General features: G+C 61.7%; 18 protein-coding genes and 2 tRNA genes. 8 read left to right on the top strand and 12 right to left on the bottom strand.

Annotation, left to right across the window (positions count from 1 at the left end):
• Both AC1RRC_RS00100 and AC1RRC_RS00095 read right to left on the bottom strand, forming a co-directional pair.
• A tRNA-Arg gene (locus AC1RRC_RS00100) sits at nucleotides 1-77 on the bottom strand.
• Between the two features lie 88 nt (nucleotides 78-165).
• A tRNA-Arg gene (locus tag AC1RRC_RS00095) sits at nucleotides 166-242 on the bottom strand.
• A gap of 388 nt (nucleotides 243-630) precedes the next feature.
• Here AC1RRC_RS00095 and AC1RRC_RS00090 point away from each other — a divergent pair.
• The 3 genes from AC1RRC_RS00090 (at nucleotide 631) to AC1RRC_RS00080 (ending at nucleotide 5,202) form a co-directional block, all read left to right on the top strand.
• On the top strand, nucleotides 631-1,008 hold the full coding sequence (locus AC1RRC_RS00090; protein ID WP_493053200.1) for a response regulator: 378 nt from the start codon (nucleotides 631-633) through the stop codon (nucleotides 1,006-1,008).
• A gap of 76 nt (nucleotides 1,009-1,084) precedes the next feature.
• A complete protein-coding gene (locus tag AC1RRC_RS00085; RefSeq protein WP_493053199.1) occupies nucleotides 1,085-3,958 on the top strand; it encodes an ATP-binding protein in 2,874 nt (957 codons plus the stop codon).
• 242 nt (nucleotides 3,959-4,200) lie between these two features.
• Nucleotides 4,201-5,202 carry a diguanylate cyclase domain-containing protein gene (locus AC1RRC_RS00080; RefSeq protein WP_493053198.1) on the top strand — a complete coding sequence of 334 codons (1,002 nt, stop codon included), beginning with the start codon at nucleotides 4,201-4,203 and terminating at the stop codon, nucleotides 5,200-5,202.
• Between the two features lie 39 nt (nucleotides 5,203-5,241).
• On the opposite strand, the gene AC1RRC_RS00075 is transcribed toward AC1RRC_RS00080, so the two are convergent.
• Nucleotides 5,242-5,667 (bottom strand): hypothetical protein, encoded by a 426-nt coding sequence (locus AC1RRC_RS00075; RefSeq protein WP_493053197.1) that lies wholly within the window; start codon nucleotides 5,665-5,667, stop codon nucleotides 5,242-5,244.
• A gap of 189 nt (nucleotides 5,668-5,856) precedes the next feature.
• Between AC1RRC_RS00075 and AC1RRC_RS00070 the strand changes: the two genes are divergently transcribed.
• Both AC1RRC_RS00070 and AC1RRC_RS00065 read left to right on the top strand, forming a co-directional pair.
• Nucleotides 5,857-7,476, top strand: coding sequence for a response regulator (locus AC1RRC_RS00070; protein WP_493053196.1), 1,620 nt, complete (start codon nucleotides 5,857-5,859; stop codon nucleotides 7,474-7,476).
• A 92-nt stretch (nucleotides 7,477-7,568) separates the two neighbouring features.
• Nucleotides 7,569-8,276, top strand: a complete 708-nt coding sequence (locus AC1RRC_RS00065; RefSeq protein ID WP_493053195.1) for a sensor histidine kinase — start codon at nucleotides 7,569-7,571, stop codon at nucleotides 8,274-8,276.
• Between the two features lie 81 nt (nucleotides 8,277-8,357).
• Here AC1RRC_RS00065 and AC1RRC_RS00060 read toward each other — a convergent pair whose 3' ends face one another.
• The 3 genes from AC1RRC_RS00060 to AC1RRC_RS00050 all read right to left on the bottom strand — a co-directional run bounded on the left by AC1RRC_RS00060 (nucleotide 8,358) and on the right by AC1RRC_RS00050 (nucleotide 11,083).
• Entirely contained in the window at nucleotides 8,358-9,725 is a 1,368-nt protein-coding gene (locus AC1RRC_RS00060) for an NAD(P)/FAD-dependent oxidoreductase (RefSeq protein ID WP_493053194.1), read from the bottom strand.
• Between the two features lie 41 nt (nucleotides 9,726-9,766).
• Nucleotides 9,767-10,228, bottom strand: a complete 462-nt coding sequence (locus AC1RRC_RS00055; RefSeq protein ID WP_493053193.1) for a hypothetical protein — start codon at nucleotides 10,226-10,228, stop codon at nucleotides 9,767-9,769.
• A 96-nt stretch (nucleotides 10,229-10,324) separates the two neighbouring features.
• Nucleotides 10,325-11,083, bottom strand: coding sequence for a transporter (locus AC1RRC_RS00050; RefSeq protein WP_493053192.1), 759 nt, complete (start codon nucleotides 11,081-11,083; stop codon nucleotides 10,325-10,327).
• Between the two features lie 356 nt (nucleotides 11,084-11,439).
• Here AC1RRC_RS00050 and AC1RRC_RS00045 point away from each other — a divergent pair, with 356 nt between their 5' ends.
• Nucleotides 11,440-11,883: a hypothetical protein gene (locus AC1RRC_RS00045; protein ID WP_493053191.1), complete on the top strand. Its 444-nt coding sequence runs from the start codon at nucleotides 11,440-11,442 to the stop codon at nucleotides 11,881-11,883.
• A 601-nt stretch (nucleotides 11,884-12,484) separates the two neighbouring features.
• Here AC1RRC_RS00045 and AC1RRC_RS00040 read toward each other — a convergent pair.
• Nucleotides 12,485-14,038 (bottom strand): hypothetical protein, encoded by a 1,554-nt coding sequence (locus AC1RRC_RS00040; RefSeq protein ID WP_493053190.1) that lies wholly within the window; start codon nucleotides 14,036-14,038, stop codon nucleotides 12,485-12,487.
• Nucleotides 14,039-14,125: 87 nt separating this feature from the next.
• Nucleotides 14,126-14,620, bottom strand: coding sequence for an Lrp/AsnC ligand binding domain-containing protein (locus AC1RRC_RS00035; protein ID WP_493053189.1), 495 nt, complete (start codon nucleotides 14,618-14,620; stop codon nucleotides 14,126-14,128).
• A gap of 102 nt (nucleotides 14,621-14,722) precedes the next feature.
• On the opposite strand from AC1RRC_RS00035, the gene AC1RRC_RS00030 reads away from it, so the two are divergent.
• Both AC1RRC_RS00030 and AC1RRC_RS00025 read left to right on the top strand, forming a co-directional pair.
• Entirely contained in the window at nucleotides 14,723-16,012 is a 1,290-nt protein-coding gene (locus AC1RRC_RS00030; RefSeq protein ID WP_493053188.1) for a D-amino acid dehydrogenase, read from the top strand.
• Between the two features lie 137 nt (nucleotides 16,013-16,149).
• Nucleotides 16,150-16,989, top strand: coding sequence for an HDOD domain-containing protein (locus AC1RRC_RS00025; protein WP_493053187.1), 840 nt, complete (start codon nucleotides 16,150-16,152; stop codon nucleotides 16,987-16,989).
• Between the two features lie 126 nt (nucleotides 16,990-17,115).
• On the opposite strand, the gene AC1RRC_RS00020 is transcribed toward AC1RRC_RS00025, so the two are convergent.
• The 4 genes from AC1RRC_RS00020 to AC1RRC_RS00005 form a co-directional block, all read right to left on the bottom strand.
• Nucleotides 17,116-17,580 carry an RrF2 family transcriptional regulator gene (locus AC1RRC_RS00020; protein ID WP_493053186.1) on the bottom strand — a complete coding sequence of 155 codons (465 nt, stop codon included), beginning with the start codon at nucleotides 17,578-17,580 and terminating at the stop codon, nucleotides 17,116-17,118.
• 15 nt (nucleotides 17,581-17,595) lie between these two features.
• Nucleotides 17,596-18,231, bottom strand: coding sequence for an FABP family protein (locus AC1RRC_RS00015; RefSeq protein ID WP_493053185.1), 636 nt, complete (start codon nucleotides 18,229-18,231; stop codon nucleotides 17,596-17,598).
• A 47-nt stretch (nucleotides 18,232-18,278) separates the two neighbouring features.
• A complete protein-coding gene (locus tag AC1RRC_RS00010; protein WP_493053184.1) occupies nucleotides 18,279-20,951 on the bottom strand; it encodes a bifunctional diguanylate cyclase/phosphodiesterase in 2,673 nt (890 codons plus the stop codon).
• A gap of 289 nt (nucleotides 20,952-21,240) precedes the next feature.
• On the bottom strand, nucleotides 21,241-24,069 hold a 2,829-nt coding region (locus AC1RRC_RS00005; RefSeq protein WP_493053183.1), incomplete at its 5' end, for a beta strand repeat-containing protein.

Below are 24,069 nucleotides of genomic sequence, written 5' to 3'. Positions count from 1 at the left end.
TGGTGCGGCTGGCAGGAATCGAACCCACGACCCCTTGGTTCGTAGCCAAGTACTCTATCCAGCTGAGCTACAGCCGCATCGCTATTACATTTTTTACTGCCACCCCTGATTACGATTTCAAGAGCGTTTTACTACGGTACTACTTTACTACTGTATCGTAAAAACTGGTGCGGCTGGCAGGAATCGAACCCACGACCCCTTGGTTCGTAGCCAAGTACTCTATCCAGCTGAGCTACAGCCGCATCGTTATTACGTTTTACATCAACTGCGATCTTACTGCTAAACATCAAACGTTAAGACACGGAATCTTGCGTTTTCTGCTTTCCTTATTTGGCTGTGCCGTCGAAGGAAGCAAGATTATAGGGAAGTCTTTTTGCCTTGTCCAGAGGGAATTTATGAAATTAAATCCAAGTGTAATGAAACGGCACAATTGGCAGAAATTCCATTCAGGAACATGATAGCGCTCATCACCAATCAAAATTGGATTCCTTGCAGAAACAACGGCATCATTGCACCTGTCTCCTCTATTCTCCTCCTCGGAAATAGATTCAGCCCGCTCCAGTCAGCGGGCTTTTTTTTTGCCGTTTGGTGTACGATGTCATCAACCTTGATGTTTTTGACAATACGCAAATGATTTTGCCACAGAGTACCGACGCTTCACCTGCCACGGTCCCGCGCATCATGGTCGTGGAAGACAATCCGGATTCGCTGTATCTCGCAGCGGAAATCCTGCGCACCTTCGGCTATGCCGTTGATACTGCGGCCAGCGGCGAACTGGCGCTGCAGCAATTAAGCGCCCAGCCATGCGACATCTTGTTTACCGATGTCAGCCTGCCCGGCATATCCGGTATCGAACTGGCCCGCACCGCCATCGCGCAATATCCGGCCTTGCGTGTCATTTTTGCAACAGGCTATGGCGACGCGCTGACGCGCGGCCTGGGCTTTGCCGCCACCACGATCCGCAAACCATATGACCTGGACCAGTTGCAGGCGGCGCTGGCGGGCTAAGGCCATCCCTAACCTCCGGTGCGGCGGTTAAAAAGATGTTTGGATACAATAAGTCGACAGGCGGCAACTACTCAACATGACCCTCCCTTTCGATCCCGCAATGTCCGAGCGCATGAGCGCCGTATTGGAAAGCATCACCGATGGCTTCCTGGTGCTGGCGCCCGACTGGACCATTACTTATCTGAATCCGCAGGTGGCCGAACTGTTGTCGCCCGAGAGTGACGCCACCGGCCTGACCGGCCAGGAGCTGTGGCAGGCGCTGCCCGAGCTGTGCGGCACCGTGCTGGAAGCGCAATTCCGGCGCGCACTGGAACAGCAGCAATCGGCCAGCTTTGAACTGTATTACCTGCCCCGCAAGCTGTGGCTCGATGTGCGCGCCTGGCCGTCAAAGGCCGGACTGGCGGCCAGCCTGCAAAACATCAGCAAGCGTAAAACCGAAGAACGGACCCTGCGCGAAAGCGCCAACCGCCTGCAAGTGGCGCTGGCCGCCGGCAAGATGGGCGACTGGGTGTGGGATGCCGCCACCAGCCAGGTGATCCTGGGCCGGCGCGCAGCGGAACTGTTCGGCTTGCCGGGCGAATGCATGGTCAGCTGGGATGCGCTGGCCGGCCACCTGTTCGAGGATGACCGCGCCCAGGCCACGGCGGCCTTCCTGCGGGCGTTCACGGAACGCGCTGATTTCAATATCGAGTGCCGCATCGTGCGCCAGGGCGGTGAACGCTGCTGGCTGTCCGTGGTAGGGCATGGCAATTATGGCGACGATGGCGCCCTGCTCGGCATGACCGGCATGGTGCAGGATATTTCCGACCGCAAGAGTGCGGAAAACGCGCTGCGCCAGAACCAGGAAGAAATGCAGGCCATGGCCAATTCGATTCCGCAACTGGCCTGGATCGCCCGCTTTGATGGCGCGGTGGTGTGGTACAACGAGCGCTGGTATGAATACACCGGCCTGTCGCGCGACCTGGCGCCGGCCGGCGGCTGGGAAGAAGTCTACGACCAGGAATGCCTGCCCGCGATCCGCCTGCACTGGCAGCAATCGCTGCGCAGCGGCGAGCCGTTCGAGATGGAATTTCCGATCCGCGGCGCCGATGGCCAGTTCCGCTGGTTCCTGTCGCGCGCCAATCCGGTGCGCGACAGCACCGGCCGCATCACGCGCTGGTTCGGCACCAGCACCGACGTCGACCAGGTCAAGCGCGTGCAGGAAGCGCTGCGCGATGAAACCAATGTCCTCGAACTGCTGAACAACACCGGCAACGCCATCACGTCGCAGCGCGATTTGCGCTCGCTGCTGCAGGAAGTCACCGATGCGTGCACCCGCATCAGCGGCGCCCGCTTTGGCGCCTTCTTCTATACCACCACCTCGCCCGACGGCGACAAGTTAACGCTGTACACCTTGTCCGGTCTGCCGCGCGAACGCTTTGCCCACTTCCCCCACCCGCGCGCCACGCAGATTTTCGGCCCGTCGATGCGCGGCGAAGGGGTGATCCGGATCGATGACGTGTTGACCGATCCCCGCTATGGCCACAACGCACCTTATGAAGGGGTGCCGCCCGGCCATCCGGTGGTGCGCAGCTATCTGGCGGTGCCGGTGATCTCCCGCAATGGCGACGTGATCGGCAGCCTGTTCTTCGGCCATCCGGAACCGGCCATGTTTGATGACCGGACCGAGCGCATCATCAATGGCATTGCCGCCCAGGCCGGCATCGCCATCGACAATGCGCGGCTGTACGAGGCGGCGCAGAAAGCCGCCGAAGAACGCAAGGTACTGCTCGACAGCGAACGCAGCGCGCGTGCCGAGGCCGAGCGCACCAGCCAGATGAAAGATGAGTTCCTGGCCACGCTGTCGCATGAACTGCGCACGCCGCTGACCGCGATCCTCGGCTGGGCGCAGGTATTGCGGCGCGGCAGCCGCGACGAGGCCGACTTGCACAAGGGCTTGCAAACCATTGAGCGCAACGCCCGCGCGCAGGCGCAACTGATTGAAGACTTGCTCGACATGAGCCGCATCACGTCCGGCAAGGTGCTGCTCGACATGCAATTGCTGTCGCCGCTGACCGTCATCGATGCCGCGATAGAAACCGTGCGCCCGGCCGCCGATGCGAAAGCCATCACCTTGACCCGCGATTTCTCCACCACCAGCATGGTCGCCGCCGACCCCAGCCGCCTGCAGCAAGTGATCTGGAACCTGCTGTCGAACGCCATCAAGTTCACCCCAAAAGGGGGCGCGGTCACCGTGCGCGCCGGGGAAGCCGATGGCCACGTGGCCATCACCATCATGGACACCGGCATCGGCATCCGGCCGGAATTCATTGCCCACGTGTTTGAACGGTTCCGCCAGGCCGATTCCACCACCACCCGCCGCCACGGCGGACTGGGGCTGGGCCTGTCGATCGTCAAGCACCTGGTGGAACAGCATGGCGGCACCGTGGCCGCCAGCAGCACCGGCGAAGGCCATGGCGCCAGCTTTACCGTCAACCTGCCGCGCGCCAGCGGCGGCGCGTCCGGGCAGCGGCAACACCGCGTCACCGGCATGGCGCCGCTGCCGCCGGCCGCCGAACCGGAATCGGGCCTGTGCGACTTGCAGGGCTTGCGGGTGCTGGTGGTCGATGACGAACCGGACGCGCGTGACCTGATCAAACGCATCCTCAATGATTGCAATGCAAAAGTATCGACCGCCAACAACGCGCAGGAAGCGCTGGCCCTGGTGGAAAGCACCCTGCCGCAACTGTTGGTTAGCGATCTTGGCATGCCCGATATCGATGGTTTTGAATTGCTGGCCAAGGTGCGCGCCCTCGGCCCGCACCGCGGCGGCAACGTGCCGGCCATTGCGCTGACCGCGTTTGCACGTTCGGAAGATCGCTTGAAGGCGCTGGAATCCGGCTTCCGCAACCACGTCTCCAAACCCGTCGAGCCTGCGGAACTGATAAACGCTATCGCTCTGTGCTTATGAATTTGACAAATTCTTGATAGAAACTTATATTTCCATGTGGAATATTATCCAATCCTACCGTAAGACGGCATGCTGTCCTACAGGCAACTAGGAAAAGCTTTGCTAGACTAGGAATTGTGAACTGACTTCAGTTGCCCGGAAGTCTGACGATATAACTTCTAACAACTTGTAGTTACGTGCGCCGTGCTCTGGCATGGCAGCATACACTTTCAAAATAAGTAACTGTTTTAACGAGACTCATTATGCCCAGCCCGGACGAAATTCTGAACGCCAAGATTTTAGTGGTGGACGATTGCGCCGATAATATCGACCTCATGATTGAAATCCTGCGCGATGCCGGCTATATGAACGTCTCGTCGACCATGTTGCCGGAACAAGTATGCGAACTGCACCGCCGCCACTGCTACGATTTGATCTTGCTGGACTTGCAGATGCCGGAATTGAACGGCTTCCAGGTCATGAAGGGCCTGAAGGAAATCGAACAAGACGGCTACCTGCCGGTTCTGGCCCTGACCGCGCAGCCCAGTTTCAAGATCGCGGCACTGGAAGCCGGTGCGCGCGACTTCATCAGCAAGCCCTTTGATTTGCTGGAAGTCCATAAACGCATCCACAACATGCTGGAAGTGCGGCTGCTCTACAAGGAGCTGGCGCAATACAGCAAAAAGCAGCAGGAACTCGCGCTGCACGACCCGCTGACCGGCTTGCCGAACCGCCGCCTGCTGGAAGACCGTATCGCCACCACCTTGCAGCACGCCACGCGCCACAACCGCAAGGCCGCCGTCATGTACCTGGACCTCGATGGCTTCAAACCCATCAATGACACGCACGGCCACGCCACCGGGGATGAAATCCTCAAGCAGGTGGCGCAACGCCTGGTCAATTCTTCCCGCAAGGAAGATACCGTGGCGCGCGTGGGTGGCGATGAATTTGTCATCGTACTGGCGGAGGTGACGAACGTGGCCAGCGCGCAGGAACCGGCATCGAAGCTGATCGAAGTGGTGTCCGAACCCTATCAGGTCGGCGACCTGACGTTGAACCTGTCGACCAGCATTGGCATCGCGTTGTTCCCGGATCACGCCAATGATGTCAACCAGTTAATCCACATGGCCGACCAGGCGCTGTATGAAGCCAAACGCAGCGGCAAGAACCGCTACTGTGTGGCGCAACTGCCGCTGGCGCCCGATGCGCTCGATGGTGCGACACCACCTGTAGGTGTGGGCGCGGCACAAGCGCAGGCAGTGTAAGCACCGCAGCCCGTGAGATGGACGGGCTGCGGTGAGTTGTTAATGCGTGGCCAACTCTTCTTCCTTATGCACGCCCTCTTCCGTCGATGCTTCCGTCCGCGCCGCATGCTGGTGATCGGTGCACGCATCGACTTTTTCCGGCGCCACTTCAATGCGCGTGATGCCCGCGTCGACGGAGATCGGATCGCTGGCGGGGAACGTCATTTCCACCGCTTCGTCCAGCAAGGTTTCCTTGGCAATTTCCGCCGGCCCCGGCTGCTCGTGGTCGGCCAGGACCGTGATGGCCTGCGCCCACTTGACGAATTCCAGCTGCGCCAGGTCCCGCACCGTGGTCACGTTGAAGGCCTTGGCCAGCGCTTTGGCATCGGCCGCGCTGACGCCGCGCAACGCGCTGACCGGTGCATCGGCCAGTTCGCGGAAACATTTGGCGGTCCACGCCTTGTCCACGACAGTATCGATATTCATAATGCGCATCCTTTCGAGGGTTGGTCAAATCCGGTTTCACTATGGCATGTGTGCACCCCGCCGACTGTGCGCAGGCGTACACTAACCCTTGTTCCGTTACGAGACGCACTTTTGACATGGTTTTGTCAGGTTGTTATGATCTGACAATAGTTTGTCTGGCGAAACAACGTCTTCACCGATAGCTCAACCGTGCCCAAAATAGACAAACCAAAAATCCTGGTGGTCAACGACGATGCCAACAGTTTGTTTGCATTGACCAGCCTGCTGGCACAGTGGTCGGACCAGGAATCGTATGAAGTCATCGCGGCGCGGTCCGGCGAGGAAGGTTTGCGCCAGGTATTGATGCACGACTTTGCCGTGATCTTGCTGGACGTGAACATGCCTGGCATGGATGGCTTTGAAACCGCCGAAGCCATCCACCAGCGCGCCAAGTCGGCCGACATTCCCATCATCTTTATTACCGCCTTTGTCGCGGACGAGCTGGACCGCTTAAAGGCGTACCAGCGCGGCGCGGTGGATTTCCTGTTCACCCCCGTGATCCCGCAAATCCTGCACGCCAAGATTTCCGTGTTTGTGGCGCTGGCCATGAAAAACGAGGAATTGAAAAAGCAGGCGCGCCAGTTGAGCCAGCGCACCACGGAATTGACCGCCACCAACAAGCGGCTGACACGGGAAATCGAAGAACGGAAGGTGGCGGAGCGGCAAAACCACGCCAAGGATGAATTCCTTGCCATGCTCGGCCATGAATTGCGCAATCCGCTGTCCGCCATCAGCAGCGCCGCCTCGCTGCTGGGCTTGCCTGGCGCCTCGACGGAAAGCATGGGCCGCGCCAAACAAATCATCCAGCGCCAGAGCCGCCATTTGGGCCGCATCGTGGACGACTTGCTGGACTTGAGCCGCGCCATGTCCGGCAAGATCTTGCTGAACCTGGCTCCGCTGAACATGGCGGACCTGGTCACGTCGTGCCTGCACACGTACCGCACCACGGGCCGCACCGGCGGCCATGCCGTGACCCTGGACGTGGAACCGGGCTGGGTCAGTGGCGACACCACCCGGCTGGAACAAATCATCAGCAACCTGCTCGACAATGCATTGAAATACACGCCCCCCGGCGGGGCGATCCACATCAGTTGCGACTGCGATAACAAGGAAGTGACGGTGTCGATCGAAGACAGTGGCGTTGGTATCGGCGCCGACCTGTTGCCGCAAGTGTTTGACGTCTTCGTGCAAGGCACCAGCACCCTGGACCGCGCCCAGGGCGGCCTGGGCATCGGCCTGGCGCTGGTGCGCCGCTTGATTGAATTACACGGCGGCGCCATCAGCGCCTACAGCGATGGCGCTGGCGAAGGCAGTATCTTTACAGTCCGGTTGCCGCGCATTGCGCCGCCGGCAGAACCGAGGTCCCCTATTATGGAAACAACAGAAACCGGCAAGCCTACCGTGCTGCTGATTGAAGATAACGATGATGGCCGTGAAATGATGGCCATGATGCTGTCGTGCTATGGCTTTGAAGTGCGCCATGCGGCCGATGGCTTGCAAGGCCTGGAAGTGGCGGAACAATTCCGTCCCGACCTGGCGCTGGTTGACATCGGCCTGCCCGGCATCGATGGCTATGAAGTGGCGCGCCGCCTGCGTTCCAATCCCGCCACCCAGGACATGAAACTGATCGCCTTGACCGGCTATGGCCTGGCGGAAGACCAGCGCCGCGTGCTGGAGGCCGGGTTTGACTTGCACCTGGTAAAACCAGTCGATATCGACAACTTGATGAAAGCCATCGGTTCCTGCGCCCCGGCTACCGTCAAGACGTGAGTGGGATACCACAGCCGGCAGGCGAGTCCGTGCGACAACTTTTGCCGGGCACAGGTATGATCGCGCCATCCGCTTCTCCAAATGAGCCTGCCATGTCCGGACCTACCGCACCCGAATCCGAGCTTGCTTCGCATGACGCCCTGCGTGCCGCCGACCTGAATGAATTACTCGGCCACAGCTACACCTGTTGGGACAATGAACGCCGCCAGTTGTCGCGCCAGCTGCATGACAGCGTCGGTTCGTCGCTGACGGCGCTGACCATGCACCTGGGCCTCCTGATGCAAAAAATGCCGCAGGAACCGGCGCTGCAAGACCGCGCCACGGCCATGAAAAACCTGCTGCATAACATCATTGAAACCAACCGCGCAATGCAGCACCGGCTGTGGAATGACAAGCTGGAATTCCTCGGCATGCGCGTGGCGCTGGGCGAACTGGTGACGCAATTCGGCGCCGACCACAACATACCGGCCCGCGCCAGCCTGCCGGACGATGAACCACACTGCCCGCGCAGCCATCATGTGGTGATGCTGCGCGCCGTGGAAGAAGGCTTGAGCAACATTGCCGCCCATGCCCAGGCCAGCGAAGTCGATGTCATCGTGGACGACAATGAGGACGAGATCATGCTGACGGTGAAGGATAACGGGGTCGGCCCCGGCGGGCAGTCAATCGATTGCCCGGGCAAGCATGGCTTGCGGCTGCTGCGCGAGCGGGCCGCTTACCTGGGCGGGACGGTGACGCTGGCGGCCGGACTTGCCGGCGGCACGATATTGACGGTGGTGCTGCCGAAGCCGGCGGCTTAGCACGCAGGGTTGATCCCGCCACAAATGGGAAATGCGTAGGGCGGTTTCGCGCCAGCGAAGCCGCCGTGCGTGCCAACCCGCTCAATGCAACTTGACCAGCGGCGTCGACCGTTTAATCAAGAACCGCGCAATCGCCAGCACCGCGGTGCGCACCGTCCCCAGCACCGCCTGGTGATGCATCAGGTGCAAACTGGTGTACATCAGCCGTGCGACAAACCCATCCACGAACCAGTTCAACCCCTTCAACGATCCCATCAGGCTGCCGACGGACGAAGTCTGCCCGAACGACACCAGCGAGCCATAGTCGCGGTACACATACGGCAAGGTCGATGCCGGCTTGCCGGCGGCTTCGCGCAAGAACCGGTCCGCCAGGTAATCGGCCTGCTGGTGCGCGGCCTGCGCGCGAGGAGGCACGGGCTTGCCATCGGCGCCCTTGCAGGATGCGCAATCGCCGAGACCATAAATAGCGGGGAAACCCTGTACCGCCAGGTTGGCCGCGACATCGAGCTGTCCACCCTTCACGGTGGGCAAGCCCAGGGTCGCCAGCAAATCCGGCGCCTTGATCCCGGCGGCCCACACCACGATATCGGCCCGGTAGCGTCCGCCGTCCTTGGTGCTGACTGCATCAGGCGAAATTTCCGTGACCTGGGTATTGGTAACCACCTTGATGGCCCGTTGATTGAGCAGCCGCAGCGCGGCGGCGGAGACCCGCTCCGGCAGCGGCGCCAGGATGCGCGGAGCCCCTTCCAGCAAGGTGATGCGCACATCGCGCATGGCGTCCAGGTGACCGAAACCGTAGGCGGCATACACGCCGCTGGCTTCGCGCAATTCCGCCGCCAGCTCCACCCCGGTGGCGCCACCGCCGATGATGACGATGTCGACGCCGTCGGCGCCCGGGCCGGTACTGCCGGCGGCTGGGTCAGCGGGCGTGGCGGCGCGGTCCGGCGCCGCGCCCTGCCCCTTGCGCAGCGCGGCCTTGGTCAGCAGCTTGAGCAAGGTCAGGCGGAAGCGTTCCGCATCTTCGGTGGCATTGAGGGAAATCGTGTGCTCTTTCGCGCCGGGCACGCCAAAGTAATTGGACGTGCTGCCGATCGCCAGCACCAGCGAGTCAAAGGCAATCACCCGTTCCGGCAGCACTTCTTCGTGTTCCGCAGTGGCGATGGCCGCCACCGTCAAGGTGCGGGCCTGCGGGTCCAGCGCCGTCATCGGGCCATAGACAAAGGTAAAGCCATTGTCGTGCGCCAGCATCTGGTACGACAAGCCTTCCTGGTGTATGTCCAGGGTGCCGGCCGCCACTTCATGCAGCGACGGTTTCCAGATATGGTACAGGCGGCTGTCCACCAGCATCACCTGCCCGGGTCCATGTTGCGGACCCAGCTTGCGGCCCAGTTTACAGGCCAGCTCCAAGCCGCCGGCCCCGCCTCCCACTATGACGATTTTGCTGTGCAATGGCGCTCCTTTCACACAGGCCGGCGACGGGGCCGGGCGGCTTAATCCTTGCCGTGCCCTTTGCCGTGGCCTTTGCCTTCGTGCTTGTCGTGTTTATCGTGTTTGTCGTGTTTATCGTGCTTGTCATGGCCGTGCCCGTGGCCATGGTTGTCGCCGTGGTTGCCGCCACCATGGTGGCCATCGCGGTAGCGTGGCGCGTAATCGTTGGTGTACCAGTCGTCGCGCACAAAATATACCTTGCGGCCGCACGCGTTGTACTTGCCGCAGTGCTTGGACCATTTCTTTTCATGGCCAGGCGGCACACGCAGGTACAACGGCGCTTCAATCACGCGCACCGGGCGCTGGATGATGACAGGTTCCGCGTAAATCACCGGCGGCGGCGCCATGTTGCCGATATCGATACGGCCGTAAAAGCCGGGCTGGCCCACGCTGATGGAAACGTTCTGTGCGCTGGCGGCTGCGGACACTGCCAGCAGGCTGGCTGCGATCAGGATCTTGTTCATAATGATTTTTTTGGTTGGGTTATACACCTGTTGAACTACCCCGCCATTGTAATGTTTCCAAGCATCAACGTCTGTACGCCAGCGTACATAAGCAGACTAAAAGTTAGCGATTGGCAACACCAAGCCGGTAAACCACGCCCATTGCGGCGTCGCGTGGTTCAGTCCGCGCGCCACGCCGACATCGACGGTCAGGCGCGGATGGGGACTGTAAGCGGCCGCCGCCAGCACCTGCGCGGTCGATGGCGTGCCGCTGCGCCGCGCACCGGCCAGTTCAACGGTGGCGCCCCACTTGTCATTGACGGGCATGGAAAACGATGCCGACGCACCGGTTTGTATCCGGCCTTCGCCGGGTGCCGGTGCGCCGATGCGGGTCGCATTCAGGTTGGCATCCAGGTGCACGGCGCCGAAATCGCGGCTGCAAATGCCATTCAGCGCATAGTCCGCCTTACCGCTGCCAATGCCGCTTTTTGCCGTGGGGGCACGCGCCGTCAACTCCAGCCCATACGCTTCGCCGTCCCCTGCCGCCCAGGCGCGTTTCAATGTGAATGCGGTATCGCCAACACCCCGCGCGCGGGAGGCGCCCGGGCCACGCTGCGACACCAGCGCTTCACCGCTGACCACCACGCCCCAGGCCGGACTAAAACCCAGCTTCAGCGCATACGGCAGGCTGTTACGGCGCGTGCCATGGTCGCGCTGGCCGAGTCCGCCCAGTTCCAGCTCGAGCTGGCCCGGCGCCGGCAACGAGGCCGGGCTGGACACCGACGGACGGTAAGGCGTGACGGGCGGCCCATCATCCGCCAGGCACATCAGCGGCGTGGTCAACAACAGGCAAAGCGTGGCGCAACGCAGGCGCATACGGCCTCCATATTGTTCTGGATCATGACAGACTAGCATGGTCATGTTTGCCATGCGCAAAAGTTACCGAACCGCGACCTGATGCTGCCAGGTGCTATATCCCAGACGGTTTACCAGAGGGACCGGGGTGGGACACATGCCCTTGCGGCTTGCCTGCGAAAAGCAAACGCATCACTTGCGATTGCGGCAATGGATCAGGCACACTATCTGACTTGCGCTGGACACGGCTGTCCGGTGGAATGGAGCCGTTGGGGGGGGCGCTTCCGGCCAAGAACGGACGTTGGGCGTTCAGACAGTCCAGGAGGCAACGGTCGCAGACGCCGTTACTAGTATTTAAACGATGAGGTAAAAGGCTTATGAATAAGGATGCCTTGCGCAAGGTGGGTATCACAGAAGGCATGATTCGCCATCTAGAACTCGGCCGCCTAGATCGGCCCTTTGGCTACCTTTGCCAACCAGCATACTATTGGCGTTCATCGCCCATTGCTGAGCGTGGCATTGTGGCGCTTTGGGAGTGCGGGGTCGTGATTAACTACTTTAACCCGACCAATGGCCACTTCGAACGGTGTAGTTTAGAGAATATTGATGAAGTATGGTGCCGCCACCCATCACTTCAGGGGCTACTCGCCGAGTTATTCCTTGATGCTCTCGAAGATGGGATGGATGACATTGACCTGCGCGAATACGCCAAGCTGTTTGGTTTCATCAACGTGGAACGCATGCTGGTCGAAGCTAAGGCAGCCGAGGGAGATTTCAGTCAATGGCGTGAACGATTTCCGACTGCCTGCGCTGAAGAATAGATTCTGCGGGAAGATAAACGTTAGAGTACGCCCCCCGGCTCAACGATTCCACCAATGTGTTGCGTCGACCGGTTGAATCCGCAGCCATAAGCGGACGGTGACTACTAGAGAAGGAAGAGGAATGTTTAGAACCGCAGTTGTAAACGTATTGAAGAAGAGTTGGTTGCTCATCCTCGGTGTTGTAATTGCTAGTACGGCTGGTCTGTACTGGCGTGATCAGCCCATTTCCTGGCTCGCCGTCTGCTTAATTTTGCTCGTGGCGTTTGGCGCACTAGCGCTCGTTGCGGTCCCAGTCGAGCTTCATAAGCTACGAAATGGCCGCTAGCTTGTACGGTTCGACGTGACAGCTTCACTGCTCCCAATGGTACGCTTCGGGGCGGAAGCGCCCCCATTACGAACCATCATATCCAGCAATCGCCCCCACAACTCGATAGATCTCCAGCCGCAAATCCCTGCTGATATTCCCCGGATTCGCCCCCGGATCCCCTTCCAGCCACTTCCATGCCAAAGCGCTCGTAGTACGCCACCCAGGCCGGCAGAACAAGGCCAGTTCGTCCGTCAGGTACAGCTGGTCATAGGGGATAAGCACGTTAAATACTCCTCAATGCGGCGCCCCCACCTGCCCCACCTCCTGCTCCAGCAATTTCACCGCCGCCTGCGACTGCGCAATCACCTTCCCCGCGATCCGCGCCCGCATCTGCTGCACCCTGCCCGCCGCTTCGGCTTCCAGCAAAATCGGCGTCAGCACTTGCCGCGCCGATTCGTGGAAGCCAACGGCGACTTGCTCCAGCTGCGCCGTGTATGAATTTTCAGCTTCCTTCAGGCGCTTGCGCAACTCTTCCTCGAACGAGCGCCGCTTATCGCGGATTTCCGAGCGCTTGCGCTTGCCCGCGTCGGCAAACCATTTGAAGGCCCCGGCCAGCAGCACGGCGCCGCCGACAAACGGCGCCACCGGCACCACCACCGGCATGATCACGGCCACGCCAAACACATAGGCGGCCGTGCCGGTCCCGGCCGCCGCCACGGCGCCGCCCATCAGGGTAATGTTGGCGGCGGTTTCCGCCTTGTTCGCCAGCCGCGTGCCAACGCGCAAGCGCGGCATCAGCTTGGCCAGCGCCGCGTGGTGTTCATGGTGGAATATCGTGTTTTGCGACATCCGCATGTCGGACTGGAACAGCCGTAAATCGTGCGTCAGCAAATTCAGCGCTTCTTCCTTGCGCCGCACCACCCGGTCGAGGCGGCGCTCCATTTCCTGGCCGAACTGGTTGCGGGCAATGCTGTCCCAGACATCGCCATCCTTCCACTGATCCGTATTCAAGCGGTCGGTGATCGCCAGTTCGATCGCGTTGCCCGCGTCATGCACGGCATCGTCAATGTCTTGCCACAGGGTGCTGCGTTCATGCGCGATGCGCGCATCGACCAGCGCCAGGCGCTGCTGCACTTGCCGCTTCAATTCCAGCGCGGCGGCCACCAGCGACTCCGCCTGCGCCGCCAGCGCCACCTGGACCTCGGCATGTTCCTGGTAAGCCAGCACGGCGGCCTGGATCGCTGCGGCCGCGCGCTGCGCCTGGACCCGTAACTGGTCAAGGTCGACTTTGCCGGACTGGCAGCGGCGCGCGCTGTCGATCAGTTCCATATTGCCGGTCTGACGGCCGAAGTCCGCCACGGTGTCGGCCACCGAGCGGCCCCGCACCAGCTTGCGCGCCTGGTCGCCGATATTGGCCAGCAAGTTCCGGTCTTCTTCCAGCGGCAAGTCCGCCAGTTCATCGATGCGCAGGCGGATGCCCAGCGCTTTGGCGACTTTGTTGGCCAGCGCGCGGGCTTTGCCGTTTTGCAGCGCGATCAGGGGCCGCAGCAAGGTGAACGCGCCTTCGCGCGATTGGTGGTCGACGCCCACCGCGCTGCGCGACAGCGCCTGCAGCGCCCAGTCCACGCTGACACCGGATTCAATCGCGTTCAACACCAGCGCATTGAAGACCGCGGACGCCTTGCCTTCACCAGCCAGGTCCGTCACGGCGGCAAATTGCGCCAGGCTCGGCGCGCCGTCGGCGGCGGCAATGGCGCCGACCGTGCGCGCCAGCGCCGATCCGAAACTGTGGTCGCTCGATAAATGCTCGTCCAGGCTGCGGACGTCGATTAAATGTTCAGGCTCCATGTTGTGCTCGTCGGGAAGTTGTCAGAACATTATAGATCCCGCGCACACTGTAGCAAGCACGCTACGCTTCAAAGCCCGCACTATCTTTTATACCGGGGTGTCCGTTGACAAGAACAGCGTTTCCTTGATCTCTTCCATCACCACATAACTCTTGGACTGCGCCGCGCCCGGCAATTGCAGCAGCATGTCGCCCAGCAGCTTGCGGTATTCCGCCATTTCATGGATGCGGGCCTTGATCAGGTAATCAAAGTCGCCGGACACCAGGTGGCATTCCTGCACTTCCGGAATGCGCAGCACTTCGCGGCGGAATTGCTCGAACATCGATGCCGACTTGGTATTGAGCGTGATTTCCACGAACACCAGCAACTTCGCCCCCAGCGCCGGGGCGCTGATGCGCGCGTGGTAGCCGGTGATGACGCCGTCGCGCTCCATGCGCTTGACCCGCTCGATCACCGGCGTGATCGACAAGCCCACCTGTTCGCTGAGGTCTTTCATGGAAATCCGCGCGTCTTCTTGCAGGATACGCAGGATTTTGCGGTCCAGCTTGTCCAGCGCGCGGACGGTTTCACGCTGCGTTCTCATGAATTTTTCCTGTTTTATTCTGAATATACAGTAACAAATACTAGTAAAACATAAATACCATAGCAGCATAAACTACAACAGCAACCCACCACAAGGAAGCGTATGCGTATCGTAATTCTCGGCAGTGGCGTCATCGGTGTGACCAGCGCGTATTACCTGGCCCAGGCCGGCCATGACGTGACGGTCCTGGACCGCCAGAGCGCTTCCGCCCAGGAAACCAGCTTCGCCAACGCCGGCCAGATTTCTCCTGGCTACGCTTCCCCGTGGGCCGCGCCCGGCATTCCCCTGAAAGCCATGAAGTGGATGCTGCAGCGCCACGCGCCGCTGGCGATCCGTCCGGACGGCACCCTGTTCCAGCTGCAGTGGATGTGGCAAATGCTGCAGAACTGCAATGCCGAGCGCTATGCCGTCAACAAGGAACGCATGGTGCGCCTGGCTGAATACAGCCGCGACTGCTTCAAGGCGCTGCGCGCCGCCACCGGCATCGAATACGAAGGCCGCCAGCAAGGCACGACGCAACTGTTCCGCACTCAGCAACAGCTCGATGGCGCCGCCAAGGATATCGACGTCCTCAAGGAAACCGGCGTGCCGTTTGAATTGCTGACTCGCGACCAGCTGGTCCATGCCGAACCGGGCCTGGCCCGTTCCAAAGACCGGCTGGTGGGCGGCCTGCGCCTGCCGAACGATGAAACCGGCGATTGCCAGCTGTTTACCACCCGCCTGACGGCCATGGCGGAACAACTGGGCGTCAAGTTCCGCTACAACGTCAACATTTCCAGCCTGGCCATGGCCGGCGATGAAGTCAAAGGCGTCATGACTGAATCGGGACTGGTGGAAGCGGACAGCTTCGTGGTGGCGCTCGGCGCCTACTCGACGCAATTGCTGGCCGACATCGTGAAAATTCCGGTGTACCCGCTGAAGGGCTATTCCATCACGGTGCCGATCGTCAACGCCGACGCGGCGCCGACCTCGACCATCCTGGATGAAACCTACAAGATTGCCGTGACCCGCTTCGACGACCGCATCCGCGTCGGCGGCATGGCGGAAATCGCCGGCTTTGACAAGGGCTTGAACCCGCGCCGCCGCGCCACCCTGGAAATGGTGGTCAACGACCTGTTCCCGGGCGCCGGCGATACCGCCAAGGCCGAATTCTGGACCGGCCTGCGTCCGATGACCCCGGATGGCACCCCGGTGGTCGGCCGCACAGGCGTGCGCAACCTGTTCGTCAACACCGGCCACGGCACCCTGGGCTGGACCATGTCCTGCGGTTCCGCCCAATTGCTGGCCGATATCATGTCGGCCAAGCGCCCCGCCATCAAGGCGGACGATTTGTCGGTCAGCCGCTACAGCCGCGAGCAAGCGGTTGGCCGTCCGGAACTGGTCGGCGCATAACGCCGGCCACTCCGCAGCGCGGCGGCCACCCTGCCGCGCCATGCCGGACGGCGGCGGCCGATGTGCCGCCGCCACGCCGCGCCCCTGTCACGCAACCTTCCATTGTGAGAGCGTGGGCGCATGCGTATAATTTTTACATGAACAAACTCGAAGCTTACGGCCACATCGCCGCCCTTGCGATCCGCGGCGACCTCGTCTTCCCGACCAGCGTCAACGCGGCGCTGCGTGTCCAGCTGGCGCTGGACGATCCCGACTGCCCCATCGAAGAAGCAATCCGCCTGGTGCTGCAAGAGCCCCAGCTGGCCGCGCGCACGGTGGCGCTGTCGAATTCCGCCATGTTCAACCGCACCAGCGGCCCGGAAGTGGTCAATGTCCGCTCCGCCATCATGCGCATCGGCTACCACAACCTGTTTGCGCTGGCGGCCGCCATGGTGGTGCGCTCATTCGGCGCGAAAATCACCAATCCCGACGTGCGCGCCAAGGCGGAACAGCTGTGGCAGCACACGGTGAACGTGGCGTGCCTGGCCCGTATCCTGGCGCGGGAAGTCACCGGCGCCAATCCCGACACCGCACTGTTCGCGTCGATCCTGCATGAGGTCGGCAACTTCTACCTGTTGTCGCGCGCCGATGAATTCCCCGGCCTGCTCGATGACGATCCCGACAACTGGCAACCGGCCAGCGAAGAAATCATCACGCGCGAAGTGCTGGCCAAGCTCAACGTGCCGGACCCCGTCAGCACGGCGATCCAGAACCTGCGCGACGGCTTCCTGCAAATTCCGCCGGAAACCCTGCTCGATACGCTGATCCTGGCCAATCAGCTGTCGCCGGTGGCCTCGCCAATGGCGCCGCCACCACGCGAATTGCCACCGCAAGGCGATTCCGTGATCGACTTGTTCATAGACGATGAAATGATGGAACAAGTCATGGCCGAGGCCGAACGCGACGCGGCCGCGATGAACGCGGCGTTGCTGGTCTAATCCCGCTGTCGCGGTGACACCGTAGGGCGGTCTCCGCAGGGCGGAAGCCGCCCTGCCCGCATCGCAGCATCGGCGCGCGCTGGCGGCGGCGCCTGCATGGCGGCTTTCGCTCGCGCGAAAACCGCCCTACGGGTTTGGCGCCCGCGGCATGAATTGCAGCGGCTGGGCTTCCGCTGGCATGCCCTCTTTTTGGCGCGGCAACAGCTTCGCCAGGGTCAAGCCATCGAGCACCTGCAAATACGCTTCCGTGGCTTCCTTCAGCTTGACCTTCAGGTAGCAGTTCCCGTCGAGCACGCAGGAATTGTTCTCGGTGTCAAAGCACTCGGCCATGAAAAAATCCGATTCGCTCTGGCGCACCACGGCGCCGATATTGATGTCTTCCGGCTCCTTGCCCAGCCGCAGGCCGCCATTGCGGCCGCGCACGGTTTCCACCAGGCCGGTCACGCCCAGCTGGTGGATCACCTTGGTCAGGTGGTTCTTCGAGATCGCGTGCAAGTCCGCGATATCCTGGATGGTGACCAGATTGTCACGGTGCATGCCGAGGTAAATCAGCGAGCGCAGTGTGTAGTCGGTAAACGAAGTCAGTCTCATTGCGGTATGGGCTGGTCAGCGTCGCGCAAGCGGGTTTGGCGTCGGCTCCCCTACCTTATGCAACAAATTGCGGTCGATGTGATGGAACGGCTCGTCTTCCTTGCCGCGGATGAGCATCACGGTATCTTCTTCATAGCCCCAGGTGCCATCGTCATGGATGGTCACCTTGATGCGGTATTCCACTGTCTTGAAGCCATATTCCAGGAACGGGTTGGAACGGATGCCATAGGTTTCCGAGGCGCGCTCGGCCACCAGTTCAAAGGTTGTCGCATCGGGCGCGCAGGTGCCGGACGCCATCGCAATTTGCCCGCGGGGTATCGCCAGGGTCTGGATCACCGTGCCGGTCGCCGGCTCCCACAGCCAGTAGCCAACCTGTTCATGGTAGGTTTTGACCTGGTCCGGCTTGGTAATGAAAATCACATAGCGCAAACCGTAAAACAGTTGCGGTCCGTTGGTGACCGGGTCGATCGGCTGCAACTCGATGCGCTCGACATATGCCTGCTTGCGCGGACCGTCTTTCTTGGGCTTGATGTCGAGGCCGCGCGCACCTTCCCACACACCGGCCATGGGCGCCAGCGGCCCCAGGTTGGCCAGCGTATTGACGTCCACATCGGACGGTTCGGTATAGATGTCGTCGGAAAATTCACTCATGACGTGGCCACAGGAAGTTGCAGTACGTCCATTCTAATGCAACTTGCCTATGCCAGGCTCGATTCCGCCAGATCCGCGTCGGCCTGCCCTTCCAGCATGCCCTGGATCAGTTCCGGCGCCACCGGGCGGCTGAACAAATAACCCTGCATGTCGTGGCAGCCGCTCTCGTGCAGGAAGCTGCGCTGCTCGGTGGTTTCCACCCCTTCCGCAATCACGCGCAACTGCAACTGGTGCGACAGCGAAATGATGGCGCGCGCAATGGCCTGGTCATCGCTGTTGGTATCGAGGTCGCGCACGAACGATTTATCGATTTTCAGGCTGCTGATCGGGAACGATTTCAACGCGGCCAGGCTGGAGTAGCCGGTGCCGAAATCGTCGATCGACAGCGAAATGCCCATGGCTTTCAATTCACGCATCTTGGCCACCGATTGCTGCAAGTCGCGCATGATCAGGCTTTCCGTGACTTCCAGTTCCAGCCAGCAAGGTTCGAGTCCGCTGACCTCCAACGCGCGGCGCACCCGCGCCACCAGGCGCGCATCGTCAAACTGGCGCGCCGACACATTGACGGAAATGGTAATCGGCGGCAAACCCATGTCTTGCCACGCGCGGCCCTGGCGGCACGCGGTCAGCAACACCCATTCGCCGATCGCGACAATGGCGCCGCTTTCCTCGGCCAGCGGAATGAACTGGTCGGGTGGCATCATGCCGCGCTCCGGGTGGCGCCAGCGCAGCAGCGCTTCCACACCAAACACGCGGCCGTTTTCCAGCCGCACTTTCGGCTGGTATTGCACCAGGAATTCGTCGGCGTGCAACGCGGTGCGCAAGCCTTCCATCAAGGCCAGCTTTTCTTCCAGGCTGGCATTCATTTCCTGCGTGTAGAACTGCACGTTGTTCTTGCCGGTATCCTTGGCGCGGTACATGGCGGAATCCGCGTTCATCAACAGCGTATCGGGATCGCTGCCGTCGCGCGGATACATTGCCACGCCGATACTGCAGCTGACTTGCACTGGCTGGCCGTCAAGCACCACCGGACGCACCACGGCTTCCCGTATCTTGTCCAGCAACATCATCAGCGCGCCCTCGCTGTCATGCTGCTCCGGCAGCACCAGCACGAACTCGTCGCCGCCAAAGCGCCCCACCGTGTCGTGGCGGCGCACGCAGCCCACCATGCGCGAAGCGACTTCCTTCAGCAATTCATCGCCGGCCGTATGGCCCAGGCCATCGTTGACCAGTTTAAAACTGTCGAGGTCGATGAACGCCACCGCCACTTCGCGGTCATTGCGCTCGCCATGCAGGATGGCCTGGCGCAGGCGGTCTTCGATCAGGCTACGGTTCGGCAAGCCGGTCAGGGTGTCATGGTGCGCCATGTGCACGATGCGTTCTTCCGCCAGCTTGCGCTCGCTGATATCGCGCACGATCGCCACCACGCCGTCGGCCACCGCCACCACTTGCCAGTGCAGCCAGCGCGCATGCAATTGCGGCATGGTGTTGTGCAATTCTTCTTCGTAAATGCCGCCCTTGCCCATCACGCGCTCCAGCGCGCCAAAAATTCCGTTATGGCGCGCCTGCGGCAGCCATAGTCCCAAGGTCATGCCCTGCAATTGTTCGCGCGTCAGCCCGGTCAGCTTTTCCGCGCGGCGGTTGGCGGTATCGATGCGGAAATCCTGGATCGCGCCCTTGCGGTCGCGTTCGCAGCGCAAGACAAAAAAAGCGTCCATGTTGGCTTCCGACGCGGCGGCATAGGTTTCATTGGCGCGGCGGATGCGGCGGCGCGCGCGGGCGCCCTGCCAAGCCCAGTACCACGCCATCGACGCCAGCACCACCAGCACGGCGCTGGCCACGCCCGCTTCCATCAGGCTGTTGCGGCGGCGCTGTTCGAATTGCACCATCTGTTCTTGTTCCGACAGGCCGGCCAGGGCCAGCAGCGGGAAACCCTGCAACTGGCGCGCCGCCGCATAGCGCTGCACGCCATCCCAGCTATGGGTGGCCGGTGCGCCGATTTCCGCGCGCAAGTCAATCTGGTCGCCCCACGAAATCTTGTCGCCGGTACGCTGTGCGCGCACCACGCCGTCATTGCCGACCAGGGCCAGCACACCCAGTTCTCCCTGGCGGCGGCGTTCATAGCCCGCGGTGAAGTAGCCGGGGTCGACATCGATCGCCACCACACCGGCAAACTGGCCATCGGCGTCATTCAGGCGGCGCGTGAAATGCAGGCGGGGATCGCCGGTGCTGTCATCGGCCTGGGTTTCGCCCACGCGCACATCCTGACCCGGCGTGTCGCGATGGACGCGGAAGTATGGCTGGCTGGCGGCGGACAAAGCGCGGGCGGCGGGATTGCGCGCCACGATACGGCCTTCCGCATCGGTGATGCTGACCGTAAACACCAGGCCCGATGGCAGCAAGCCGTGCAGGTTCAGCTCAGCCAGGGCGCCGGACGCGCCTTTGCGCTCGACCGCATAGGCAATCACGCGCAAGGTCTGTTCGATGCCGCCCAGGTTGCGCGCGACTTGCGCTTCATAGGTGTCGGCCAGTTCCTGCACCGAATCGGCGGCGCCGGCGCGGGCGGCCTGGCGCTCGATGTCAATGAAGTGGAAAGTAAATGCCCAGATCGCGCCCAGCAGCAGCGCCATCGACAGCGGCAAGGTCACATAGGTTTCCAGCGCCAGGCGCATCAATTTACTGCGCGCGGTCAGGCCGCGCGGTCCCTGCCCAGCCGTCATTAATACCCCACCGGTACAGTGGGCGTGGCGGCGGCAAAGCGGCGGACGTGACTTGCTTGTGGCATCGGAATTTTTTCCATTGAGGGCGCGCACAAGCACCTTGACTGCGGGACCGAGCGCAAACCAAGCACTCTAAATCAATTGCTAGTAACTGTCGATTAATTTCTAAATTTCACTAGTCATTTATATTATGCAAACATTAATGTGGCCGGAAAAATAAAAAAGCAAGGCCGAAGCCTTGCTTTTCGTGGGCTGGCACATCGGCGGGATCACTCCCGCCGGTGACCGCTTACTTCGCCGCCAGGATACCGCCCTGGCCTGCACCGCTCGACAGTGCTTTCAGGCGCAGGTCGCTGTCGGTCGCCGCCAGGTCCGCCGCGCCGTTCAGCTTGGCAGTATCGAACTGGTCGATCGCCGCCGCCAGACTCGCCACACTGGTGGCGACGCTGCCGCCGGCATCCAGCGTCAGCGTTGCGCCCGTTGCCGGGGCCGCGCCGCTGAAGGACGACATCGACTGCACCAGGCCGCTGACATTGCCGCGCAGGTCGGACGATTCCGTCCCCACGGTCCGGCCGGCGAACCAGACGTCGGCTGCCGCATGGGTCTGGCCGTCAGCGGTTTCGTAGGTGGACGTCAAGCCCACCAGGTTACCGTTGTTCAGCGAGCCATCGGCCTTGGCATCCAGGTTCAGGCTGGTGATGTTCAGGTCAGCCAGCGATTTCAGTTCGCTTGCCGCGCTGACACCATCCGCGTTGCCATCCACCCACACACGCAGGTCGCCAAACGCGGCATCCGCGCTGGTCAGCTTGCCGTCGCCATTGCTGTCGAGTTCGGCCATCGGCTGGTAGCCGTTGGTGGCTTTGCTGCCATCGGCCAGCGTGGTGCCGGAACCGAACAGTTCGGAACCATCGTCGATGGAACCATTGCCGTTGCGATCCAGGGCCAGCAAGCCGTCGCCGCCGCCGACCCAGCCGGTGCCCGCCTTGTTACCGGTGGCCAGCAAGTCGAACTGCACGCCGGCGCTGAACGCGAGGGTCTGGAAGCCATTGCCGTTCAAGTCCAGCATGATCGGCGAGTTGCCCGCCGCCAGCGCATTGCTCTGGTCGGTGTTCAGCGCCGCCGTCTGCATCGTGGTCAGCGCGGAAACTTGCAACGTGGACAGCATCGACAACTGGAGGGTCGTCAGGCCGGCGAACTGTTCGGAACTCAGCGCCCGGATGGTTGCCGTCTTCAGCGCCACCACGTCGGTGGTTTCCAGTACCGACATCTGCAAGGTGGTCAAGCCGGTCACCTGCTTGCTGCTCAGCGCGGCAAACTGGTTGGTCGTCATGGCCACCAGCTGATCGGTGGTCAGGCCCGTGATCTGCAGCGTGGTCAGCGACGCGATGACCGAAGACTTGATCGCCACCACATCGGCGTCGTCCATCTTCGCGATTTGCAACGACGTCAGGCCAGCCACTTGCAGCGTGCTTAGCGCGCTCACCTGCAGCGTATCCATCGCCACCAGCTGGTCCGTCGTCAACGCGGCGATCTGCGTGGATTTCAGGCCGGCCAGCGACTTGGTGGTGATCGCCGCCACGTCTTCGGTGCCCAGCGCCGCCACCAGGTCGGTACCCAGTGCCGCCAGTTGCAGCGAGCTCAGCGCAGCCACTTGCGTATCGCTCAGTGCCGCCGCCTGGTTGGTGTTCAGGTTCGCCATCACCGCCGTGCTCAGGGCTGCCACTTGCTGCGTGGTCAGTTCACCCAGTTGCGCCGTGGTGATTGCCGAAACCTGGCTCGATTTCAGCGCGCCGATGACCGTGGTCTTCAGCGTGTCGATATCGTCGGTGGCAATCGCGCCGATGGTGTCGGTGGTCAGCGCGGCGAATTGCGCACTGGTCAGGCCGGCCAGTTGCAGGCTGTTCAAGATCGACAACTGGTTCGACGACAGGCCGGTGGCCACTTGCTTGGTGGTCATCGCGGCAATCTGCGCGCTGGTCAGTGCATCGATCTGGTCGGTCGAGACCCCCGCCAGCTGCAAGGTGGTCAGCGACGAAATCACGCTGGTCTTGATGGCTGCCAGGTCATCTTCTTCCATCTGACGGATTTGCGTCGACGTCAGGCCCGCCATCTGCATCGTGCTCAGGCCGGCGACCTGGTTGGTTTCCAGCGCCACCACCTGGTCGGTGGTCAGCACGCCAACCTGGGTCGATTTCAAGCCGGCCAGCGACTTGGTGGTGATCGCCGCCACGTCTTCGGTGCCCAGTGCGGCCACGGAATCGGTGGACAGCGCCGCCAGTTGCAGCGACGTCAGGCTGGCCACTTGCGTGTCGCTCAGCGACGACGCCTGCAGCGTGTTCAGGGTGCTGATCACCTGGGTGCTCAGTACCGCGATCTGGCTCGAGGTCAGCTCGCTCAACTGCGGCGTGGTCAGGGCCGAGACCTGGCTCGATTTCAGCGAGGCGATCACGGTGGTTTTCAGCGAACCGATCGCATCGGTCGCAATCGCGCCGATGGTGTCGGTGGTCAGCGCGGCGAATTGCGCGCTGGTCAGGCCGGCCAGTTGCAGGCTGTTCAACAGCGACAACTGGTTCGACGACAGGCCGGTCGCCACTTGCTTGGTGGTCAGCGCGCCGATTTGCAGCGAGGTCAGCGCATCGATCTGGTCGGTGGAAATACCGGCCATCTGCAAGGTGGTCAACGACGCGATGACGTTGGTCTTGATGACTTCCAGGTCATCTTCTTCCATCTGGCGGATTTGCGTCGACGTCAGGCCCGCCACTTGCGTGGTGCTCAGGCTGGCAACCTGGCTGGTTTCCAGCGCCACCACCTGGTCGGTGGTCAGGATACCGATCTGGCTCGATTTCAAGCCGGCCAGCGACTTGGTGGTGATTGCCGCCACGTCTTCGGTGCCCAGTGCGGCCACGGAATCGGTGGACAACGACGCCAGTTGTACCGAGGTCAGCGCGGCCACTTGCGTGTCGCTCAGCGACGACGCTTGCAGCGTGTTCAGCGTGCTGATCACCTGGGTGCTCAGTACCGCGATCTGGCTCGAGGTCAGTTCGCTCAACTGCGGCGTGGTCAGGGCCGAGACCTGGCTCGATTTCAGCGAGGCGATCACGGTGGTTTTCAGCGAACC

This window comes from Pseudoduganella sp. GW821-FHT12E03 (genome assembly GCF_058807115.1).
Note: the sequence above shows the minus strand (reverse complement) of the source record. Positions and strands in the feature narration are given on the sequence as shown.

What these genes read in the sequence shown, in the direction of transcription:
- AC1RRC_RS00090 (WP_493053200.1), top strand. Translation starts at nt 631, where the DNA reads ATGATTTTGCCACAGAGTACCGACGCTTCACCTGCCACGGTCCCGCGC.
- AC1RRC_RS00085 (WP_493053199.1), top strand. Translation starts at nt 1,085, where the DNA reads ATGACCCTCCCTTTCGATCCCGCAATGTCCGAGCGCATGAGCGCCGTA.
- AC1RRC_RS00080 (WP_493053198.1), top strand. Translation starts at nt 4,201, where the DNA reads ATGCCCAGCCCGGACGAAATTCTGAACGCCAAGATTTTAGTGGTGGAC.
- AC1RRC_RS00075 (WP_493053197.1), bottom strand. Translation starts at nt 5,667, where the DNA reads ATGAATATCGATACTGTCGTGGACAAGGCGTGGACCGCCAAATGTTTC.
- AC1RRC_RS00065 (WP_493053195.1), top strand. Translation starts at nt 7,569, where the DNA reads ATGTCCGGACCTACCGCACCCGAATCCGAGCTTGCTTCGCATGACGCC.
- AC1RRC_RS00055 (WP_493053193.1), bottom strand. Translation starts at nt 10,228, where the DNA reads ATGAACAAGATCCTGATCGCAGCCAGCCTGCTGGCAGTGTCCGCAGCC.
- AC1RRC_RS00050 (WP_493053192.1), bottom strand. Translation starts at nt 11,083, where the DNA reads ATGCGCCTGCGTTGCGCCACGCTTTGCCTGTTGTTGACCACGCCGCTG.
- AC1RRC_RS00045 (WP_493053191.1), top strand. Translation starts at nt 11,440, where the DNA reads ATGAATAAGGATGCCTTGCGCAAGGTGGGTATCACAGAAGGCATGATT.
- AC1RRC_RS00040 (WP_493053190.1), bottom strand. Translation starts at nt 14,038, where the DNA reads ATGGAGCCTGAACATTTAATCGACGTCCGCAGCCTGGACGAGCATTTA.
- AC1RRC_RS00035 (WP_493053189.1), bottom strand. Translation starts at nt 14,620, where the DNA reads ATGAGAACGCAGCGTGAAACCGTCCGCGCGCTGGACAAGCTGGACCGC.
- AC1RRC_RS00030 (WP_493053188.1), top strand. Translation starts at nt 14,723, where the DNA reads ATGCGTATCGTAATTCTCGGCAGTGGCGTCATCGGTGTGACCAGCGCG.
- AC1RRC_RS00025 (WP_493053187.1), top strand. Translation starts at nt 16,150, where the DNA reads ATGAACAAACTCGAAGCTTACGGCCACATCGCCGCCCTTGCGATCCGC.
- AC1RRC_RS00020 (WP_493053186.1), bottom strand. Translation starts at nt 17,580, where the DNA reads ATGAGACTGACTTCGTTTACCGACTACACACTGCGCTCGCTGATTTAC.
- AC1RRC_RS00015 (WP_493053185.1), bottom strand. Translation starts at nt 18,231, where the DNA reads ATGAGTGAATTTTCCGACGACATCTATACCGAACCGTCCGATGTGGAC.
- AC1RRC_RS00010 (WP_493053184.1), bottom strand. Translation starts at nt 20,951, where the DNA reads ATGACGGCTGGGCAGGGACCGCGCGGCCTGACCGCGCGCAGTAAATTG.